We start from the raw sequence: 8038 nt of genomic DNA, 5'->3' as shown, positions 1-8038 counted from the left end.
CCTCCATCACACCCCTCGGACGCCGCGTCCTCGTGAAGCGCTCCACCAGCGAAGAAAAAACCGCCGGTGGCATCTTCCTTCCTGACACCGCCAAAGAAAAGCCGCAGGAAGCTGAAGTGCTCGCACTCGGCACCGGCAAAGACGACGAAGGCAAGGACGTGTCCACGCTCTTCACCGTCAAGGTCGGCAACAAGGTCCTCATCTCCAAATACGGCGGCACGGAAGTGAAGCTCGACGGCGAAGACGTCCTCATCATCAACGAAACCGACATCCTCGGCATCATCGCTTAATTCATCACCCCCTAACCCCTAACTCATCGCTTAAACTACTATGGCTAAACAACTCTACTTCGACGAAGCCGCCCGTCAGGCACTCCTCCGTGGCGTCACCAAACTGGCCCGCGCCGTGAAGGCCACTCTTGGCCCAGCAGGTCGCAACGTCATCCTGGAAAAGAAATTCGGCAGCCCCACGATCACCAAGGACGGCGTCACCGTCGCCAAGGAAATCGAACTGCCAGACGCTTATGAAAACATGGGCGCCCAGCTCATCAAGGAAGTCTCCTCCAAGACCTCCGACATCGCTGGTGACGGCACCACGACCGCCACGGTCCTCGCCGAAGCCATCTACGCTGAAGGTCTCCGCAACGTGACCGCCGGCGCCAACCCGATCTCGCTTCAGCGCGGCATCATGAAGGCCACCGAGGCCATCGTCGCCAAGCTCAAGGAAATCAGCACCCCCGTGAAGGACAGCAAGGAAGTGGCCCAGGTCGCGACCGTGTCCGCCAACTGGGACGCCAGCATCGGCAACATCATTGCTGAAGCCATGGACAAAGTGGGCAAGGAAGGCACCATCACCGTCGAAGAAGCCAAGTCCATCGAAACGACCCTCGAAGTCGTGGAAGGCATGCAGTTCGACAAGGGCTACCTCTCCCCTTACTTCGTCACCAATCCAGAGACGATGGAGTGCAACCTTGAGAACGCCTACATCCTCATCAACGAGAAGAAGGTCAGCAATCTGAAGGACATGCTCCCTCTGCTTGAGAAGGTCGCCCGCTCCGGCAAGCCCCTCCTCATCATCGCTGAAGACGTCGAAGGTGAAGCCCTTGCCACCCTCGTGGTGAACAAGCTGCGCGGCACCCTCAACATCGTGGCTGTCAAGGCTCCTGGCTTCGGCGACCGCCGCAAGGCCATGCTCGAAGACATCGCCATCCTCACCGGCGGCAAGTGCATCACGGAAGACCTTGGCATCAAGCTTGAGAACATCGAGCTCGCCGACCTCGGCCAGGCCAAGCGCATCACCATCGGCAAGGAAACCACCGTCATCGTCGAAGGCGAAGGCGGCAGCGAGGCCATCGCCGGCCGCGTGTCCCAGATCAAGAACCAGATCGCCGACACCACCAGCGACTACGACCGTGAGAAGCTCCAGGAGCGTCTTGCCAAGCTCGCCGGCGGCGTCGCCGTCATCAACGTCGGTGCTGCCACCGAAACGGAGATGAAGGAAAAGAAAGCCCGCGTCGAAGACGCCCTGCACGCCACCCGTGCGGCCGTCGAAGAAGGCATCGTTCCTGGGGGCGGTGTCGCCCTCATCCGCGCTCAGGCCTCCATCGGTGACCTCGGCCTCGTCGGTGACGAGAAGACCGGCGCTGAAATCGTCGCTCGCGCCATCGAAGCTCCTCTCCGTCAGCTTGCGGCCAATGCAGGTGTCGAAGGCGCTCTCATCGTTGCCGAAGTCAAGAAAGGCAAAGGCAACCACGGCTACAACGTCGCCACCGCCAAGTATGAAGACCTCATCAAGGCCGGCGTCGTCGATCCTGCCAAGGTGACCCGCAGCGCTCTCCAGAACGCCGCCTCCATCTCCGGCCTCCTCCTCACCACCGAATGTCTGATCTCCGACATTCCGAAGGAAGAAGCCGCTGACGCTGGCCACGCCCACGACCACGGCGGCATGATGTAATGCCGTAGGACGAGTTTCCCAACTCGTTCCACCCCTTTGACCGCGCTGAGACCCAACCCTCGGCGCGGATCGAAAACCCAAAACCCCCACGCGGCCCGGAAGCAATTCCGGGCCGCTTTTTTGTGGAGCGCACGCGTCCCGCGTGCCGTTTTCCGCGTCCTCGCGGAAAACCGTTCCCAAGCATGCGAATGCGTCATCCGGCGGCCAAAGGAGCGGCCATGCCCTCAAACGACATTCAGCGGGACGCTGAATGCAGCACGCGAGGACGCGTGCGCTCCATCACTACCGCTCCGCCACCGGGTCCTTGCCCACAAAAATCCCCAGCACCGCGCCGCCGATGATCCATGCGATCACATGATCCGCGATGTTTACGATGGTGTCCCGCGCCGGGTTCTCAAACCAGATCCACATCGGCAGATCGCACGTCAGCCCGGCGAACAGGCCCGCCGCCGCCACAAACGCGATGCGTGCCGGATAAAACAACGCCACCTGGCTCAGTAGCGCTGCCACCAGCAACGCGCAGAGGAAACTGCGGACAAAGCTCAGGATCATGTTCGTGCCCATGCTGATCTCCCCGCTGCCCGGGCGGATGATCGCATAAACGTAAGGCCCGTCTTCCTTCGCCTTTGTCTGTTTTTCCAAAAACGCCTTTTTCTCCTCCACCGTGGCCACTTTTGGCGCCTCCTCCATCGCGGGCAGCAGGTAGATGCCGTGCCCGGAGGTCACGTTCGCCTTGATCACCTCGGCCACGGCCTCCTCATCACGAAACGAGCGGAATCCGTTCTCATGCCAGCCCAGCACCGTCCACGACAGCGCCTCCCAGGCGAAAACCGCGATGGCGGCAAGCAAAGCTCCGAGGATGATCTTGAACATGCGATTCTAGTAATGTCTGCATGACGAAGGGCAAGCAGCCTTTGCGCCAAGCACCCACGACATCACTTCAGCACACCGGCGTCAGCAGCGGCTCGCCGCTGAAATGCGCCGCCAGATTCTCCACCACCAGCCGGGCCATCTCACGCCGCGTCTCATGCGTGCCGCTACTCAGATGCGGCAGCAAAATGGCGTTCTCGCACTGCATCAGCGCCTCCGGCACCTGCGGCTCGTTTTCAAACACATCCAGCCCAGCGCCGCGAATCACGCCGCTTTGCAACGCCGCGATCAGCGCCGCCTCATCCACCACCGAGCCGCGCGCGATGTTGATCAGCGTGCCCTTGGCACCCAGCGCCGCCAGAACCGCCGCATTGATCAGGTGCTTTGTCGCCGCGCCGCCCGGACAGGCCACGATCAAAAAGTCCGCCGCCTCGGCCAGTTCGATCAGCGATTCAAAATACTCCCACGCCACCTCCTGCCGTGCGCGCCCGTGGTAAGCCACGCTCATCCCGTGTGCTTCAAGCCGATGCGCGATCGCCTTGCCGATCCGCCCCAGGCCCACGATGCCCGCCCGCTTCCCACGCAGCGCATGCGCCAGCGGAAACGGCCCCCGCGTCCACGCTCCGGCATGCAGAAAGCGGTTCGCCGCGATCAAGCGCCGGCTCGTCATCAACACCAAGGCGCTCGCCGTGTCCGCCACGTCCTCCGTGAGCACGTCCGGCGTGTTCGTCACGCGGATGCCATGGCCCTGGCACCAGTCCACCGGCACGCCGTCATAACCCACGCCAAACACGCTGATGATTTCCAGCCCCGGCAGCCGCTCCAGCAAAGGCACGGGCGAGACGCTGCCTCCGGCCATCACGATTCCACGAATCTCCGCCCCGACCTCGGTCAGCAGCGCGTTCTTGTCCTCCGCATGGAAGTAATCGTGGCAGACATGCGCCGCGCGCAGCGGCTCCATCAAAAAATCTGGCAGCGGGGCCAGCACCAGCACGGGGGGCTTTTCCATGAGCGTTTACGAGCGTTTGCGGTTCCAGTCCTGCGGCGGCACCAGGCGCGTGCCCTCCGGCCATTCGGCTCCCTGCTGAATCCAGTCGTGGATGATCTGCTCGTGCTCACGCTCCAGCTTTTCCGGCGTCGGCGGCATGGCGATGGGGTTTTCATGCCCCAGCAGCAGCACTTTGTACAGCAGGCTCTGCTGCGGCGCTCCCGCCACGATCACTGGGCCGCTGCGCCCACCCTTCATCGCCAGTTTCTTCGTTTCCAGGTTCAATCCGGCAAACACATAGCGGCTGTGATGGCATTCCAGGCAGCGCGACTCCAGGATCGGCTTCACAGCACTCACAAAGTCCACCGGCTCGCTCTTCAGCCGCTCAAATTTCAAAATCACACACGCGGGCAGCAGCGCCGCCAGTAACCAAACTCGTTTCATGCCTTCACCATCCTGTGGCCGAACCGCCTGACAAGCGGCGATTCATCACTCACGATTCCGCATCATGTCCGCCACCTGCCCAAAGAACGCCGCGATCACCGGTGCCTCCGTCGGTGGGATCTCCACCTCCTGCAACGCCTCACCCATCAGCTTCATCCACCGGTCCCGCTCCGCCTCACCGATGGAAAACGGCAGGTGCCGCCCCCGCAAACGCGGATGCCCCCGCTCCTCAATGTAGGTCTGCGGCCCGCCGAAGCGATACACGATGAAATCCGCCAGCCGCTTCTCCGCGCCCTCCCAATCATCCGCCGGATACATCGGCCCGATCAGGTCATCCACCCGCACCCGCCGGTAAAACGCCGTCACCATGTCGCGCAGCTTCGTTTCGCCCACACGGCCAAAGAGAGTCGAGATTTCATCCATCCACCCAGTTTATGCACCCGCGTGAATCAGGAAAGTTTAAGTCCCGGATTTTTTATTCTTCCTGCACGATCACAAATGACTTCACGCTCAATCCACTCGTTTCATCGCGCAATTCAATCTCGTGCCGTCCCGGCTTGAGGATGGCGAAGGTGTGGGTGTCTTCCGTTTGAAATTCGAGCGTCGCACAGCACCAGCGCGGCTGATTCGCGCCGGTGGCTTGCAGCAGCAGGCGGTTGCCCTTGTTGCGGATGTCGGGATCGAGGATGACAACGGTGCCGGGGATGGGATTCGTGATGCGCAGCTTAGGTTTCGCATCTGTTTCGGCGAGGGTGATGAGATCGCCGAGCCAATTGGCGCTCGTCGGAATCCACGCGGCGTATTCACGCGGCAGGATGGCGCGGCCACGGGCGTCGTAATCGCCCGCCTGGGCCACTGGCGGCATCTTCTCGGCGATAAAGAACTCCTCGCGGCTCAAACGTGACGGCGGGGTCTGCGGTGTGAGGCGTTTGCCGGTGCGCGGATCGATGCGGGCATGCGTGATGGCCGCAGGGCGCTCAAACCAGGTGGCGGCATGTTTTTCATGCAGATGCAGCATCACATCGCGGAAGATCGGTCCTGCACCGGTGATGCCGCTGACATCCTGCATCGGCGTGTTGTCGAAATTGCCGACCCACACGCCGACGGTGAACTCGCGCGTGTAGCCGAGTGTCCAGTTGTCGCGAAACGTCGAGCTGGTGCCGGTTTTGACGGCGCACTTGAACGGCAGACGCAGCACCGAGTAACGGCCGAAGGCCATCTCACGCGCTTGATTGTCGCTCAGGATGTCGGCGATGAGCCAGCTTTCGTTTTCGCCGAGCAGATGGCGCTCTTCCGTTGCGGGAGCATCACTGCGCAAAGTCCACGGCTTGTATCGACCAAGCCGAGCGAGACAGGCGTAGGCATTGGCGAGTTCGATCAAACGCACAGAGGCATTGCCGATGGTGAGGCCGAGGCCGTAGTGCGCGGCGTCTTCGTTCAGCGTGGTCAAGCCGAGTTCGCGCAGCTTCGGCAGCAGCGTTTCGGCTCCGCCGATGGAATCGAGCACGCGCACGGCGGAGATGTTGAGCGAGTTGCCGAGCGCGTTGCGATACGTCATCGGCCCGAAGCTGCGCAGGGAGAAGTTCTCGGGACGGTAAGTGCCGGATGAGGTGGCGAACTCGATGGGCAGGTCGGCGACGATGCTCGCGGGCGTGGCACCGCGCTCAAAAGCCATGAGATACGTGAACGGCTTCATCGCCGAGCCGGGGGAATGCGGTGCCCAGGCCCCATTGATCTGGCCACCTTCATTCGCGAAGAAATCGCGCGATCCAGCGAGTGCGAGCACGGCTCCGGTGGCGTTTTCGATGACCACGACGGCCCCATGCGAGACATGGCGGCCTTTGAGCGACTCCAAACGCTGCGCGATGATCGTTTCGACCTGCTGCTGAAGCGTGGCATCGAGCGTGGTGCGGATCGTTGTGGCATCGGCAGCACCGCGCAGCATTTCAACAGCATGCGGAGCCTCGAATCCGCCGCTGAAGCGTTGCAGCACGATGGTTTGACTCAAAGCGACACGATGCGGCTTGGCATCGAGCCAGCCGAGCGTGTGCATGTGATCAAGAATGCGGCGCTGGCTCGGCAAAACGGCTTCCAGATTGCGAAACGGGTTCAAACGGCTTGGCGACTGCGGCAATGCGGCGAGTAGGGCACATTCGGCAGGCGTCAGATCGCTCAGCGGCTTGTGGAAGTAGCCAGATGCGGCGGTGGCGGCTCCGGTCATGAGATTGCCGAAGGAAATGCGGTTCAGGTAAGCCGTGAGCACGTCCTCGCGGCTCCAGGACATGGCGAGACGACGTGCTTGCAGCGCTTCAATGATTTTGATGCCAAGCGTGCGTTTGCCGGAGCGCGGTGTGGTGTTTTTGATGAGTTGCTGGTGAATCGTCGAGGCACCGGAAACGACACGCTTCGCCTGCGCATTGTCCCGGGCCGCACGGGCGATCGCGAGGGGATCAATGCCGCCGTGGGAGAAGAAGCGTTTGTCCTCAGCCGCGAGCACGGCGTGAACGAGCGTCGAGGGAATCTCGGCGTATGACACCGGTGGCGCGGAACGTGTGCCGTCTTCGTTTAATAAATGGCGCAGCGGTGTGCCATCGCGGGCGAGGTAGAGCGTGGAGCTGGGTGGTGGCTTGAGCAGTTCATCCGGCAGCGGCACCAGCCACGGCACGCCCCACCCGCCGACTGCCGTGAGAAGCAGCAGGGTGATGAGGCTGGCTTTCCAACGGCGACGCATGCGGAAAGGAACGCGAGGGTGCAATGAAATCCAGTGCGGTGTTCTTGACCGTGAGCTTCTGCGGCGGAGCATGCGCGGCTCGCATGAACCCGCCGCCAACCATCGCCTGCCTCGGTCCTGAGGGCAGTTTTTCGCATCTGATCACGCAGATGCGGTTTCCCGGCGCGGCGGTGAGCCTGCGGGACAATGTGGGGGATGTGTTTGACTTCCTGGCCTCGAATCCCGAAGCGTTGGGCATCGTGCCGATCGAAAATTCGTCTGGCGGATTCATCATCGACACCGTGGACCGCCTCGTGGATGCGAGCTGTGAGCTGCGCGTCCTCGAAGAACTGACGCTGGATGTGAAACTGGCGCTGCTGGGCCGGCAAGGGGAGCAGATCACCTCGATCCACTCGCATGCGATGCCGTTTTACCACGGCGATGAGTGGTTGAAGACGAACTACCCTGACGTGAAACGCGTCGTGGAGCCGAGCACGGCCAAAGCGGCGGAAAAAGCCGTCGCCACACCCGGAGCGGCGGCGATTGGGCCGCGTCAAAACGCCGAACGGCACGGCTTGCAGATTCTGCATTTCCCGATTGCGGGCGAAGTGCCGAACATCACGCAGTTTTATCTCATCGGGCATGCGGCGAACACGCCTTCCCTCGAACACAACCGCACGGCGCTCGTGGTGGAGCTGCCAGACCGCTCCGGCAGCCTGTGCCGCTTCCTGACGCCGTTGAGCGAGAACGATATCAACATGAAGCGTCTCGAATCACGCCCGATTCGCGGCCAGCCGAACAAGTATCGCTTCTACATCGAGATCGAAGGCTCCGAGGCCGATCCGCGTGTGCAGAAGGCGCTGGAGCAGACGAAAGCCGACGGCGCGACGATTCGCAGCGTGGGTTCGTATGCAGCCGGTCGTCGTTTTGAATCCTAACCCACCATGAAGAACATCATCCCCTGCCTGTTGGCACTTTCACTCGGCCTGAACGCCGCCGAAACCATCTCCAAACGAGCGAGCGAGATCGATCCGCGTGCCAAGGAGCATCCTGAAATCGACTTCGTGTTCACG

Annotated in this window: 8 protein-coding genes; 3 read left to right on the top strand and 5 right to left on the bottom strand. The window is 61.9% G+C overall.

The window, feature by feature from the left end; translation table 11 throughout:
* Nucleotides 1-5 precede the first annotated feature (5 nt).
* Together ACILSI_RS26290 and groL are read left to right on the top strand one after the other, a co-directional pair.
* Nucleotides 6-290 carry a co-chaperone GroES gene (locus tag ACILSI_RS26290; RefSeq protein ID WP_395724901.1) on the top strand — a complete coding sequence of 95 codons (285 nt, stop codon included), beginning with the start codon at nt 6-8 and terminating at the stop codon, nt 288-290.
* Nucleotides 291-330: 40 nt separating this feature from the next.
* Nucleotides 331-1953, top strand: coding sequence for a chaperonin GroEL (gene groL, locus ACILSI_RS26285; RefSeq protein ID WP_395724900.1), 1623 nt, complete (start codon nt 331-333; stop codon nt 1951-1953).
* A gap of 282 nt (nt 1954-2235) precedes the next feature.
* Here the strand turns inward: groL and ACILSI_RS26280 are convergent, their stop codons facing one another.
* The 5 genes from ACILSI_RS26280 to pbpC all read right to left on the bottom strand — a co-directional run bounded on the left by ACILSI_RS26280 (nt 2236) and on the right by pbpC (nt 6986).
* A complete protein-coding gene (locus tag ACILSI_RS26280) occupies nt 2236-2826 on the bottom strand; it encodes a hypothetical protein (protein WP_395724899.1) in 591 nt (196 codons plus the stop codon).
* A gap of 67 nt (nt 2827-2893) precedes the next feature.
* On the bottom strand, nt 2894-3832 hold the full coding sequence (locus tag ACILSI_RS26275; RefSeq protein WP_395724898.1) for a 2-hydroxyacid dehydrogenase: 939 nt from the start codon (nt 3830-3832) through the stop codon (nt 2894-2896).
* A gap of 6 nt (nt 3833-3838) precedes the next feature.
* Complete coding sequence (locus ACILSI_RS26270; protein WP_395724897.1) at nt 3839-4255, bottom strand: c-type cytochrome domain-containing protein; 417 nt, start codon at nt 4253-4255, stop codon at nt 3839-3841.
* 45 nt (nt 4256-4300) lie between these two features.
* Nucleotides 4301-4678, bottom strand: a complete 378-nt coding sequence (locus ACILSI_RS26265) for a globin (RefSeq protein ID WP_395724896.1) — start codon at nt 4676-4678, stop codon at nt 4301-4303.
* 52 nt (nt 4679-4730) lie between these two features.
* On the bottom strand, nt 4731-6986 hold the full coding sequence (pbpC, locus tag ACILSI_RS26260; protein WP_395724895.1) for a penicillin-binding protein 1C: 2256 nt from the start codon (nt 6984-6986) through the stop codon (nt 4731-4733).
* Between the two features lie 83 nt (nt 6987-7069).
* Here pbpC and ACILSI_RS26255 point away from each other — a divergent pair, with 83 nt between their 5' ends.
* Entirely contained in the window at nt 7070-7903 is an 834-nt protein-coding gene (locus ACILSI_RS26255; protein WP_395724894.1) for a prephenate dehydratase, read from the top strand.
* Nucleotides 7904-8038: the final 135 nt, after the last annotated feature.

Origin of the sequence: Prosthecobacter sp. (genome assembly GCF_044232965.1) — a bacterium.
Taxonomy (GTDB): Bacteria; Verrucomicrobiota; Verrucomicrobiia; order Verrucomicrobiales; family Verrucomicrobiaceae; genus Prosthecobacter.
The sequence above is the reverse complement of the archived record's forward strand: the minus strand, read 5'-3'. Positions and strand labels throughout refer to the sequence as shown.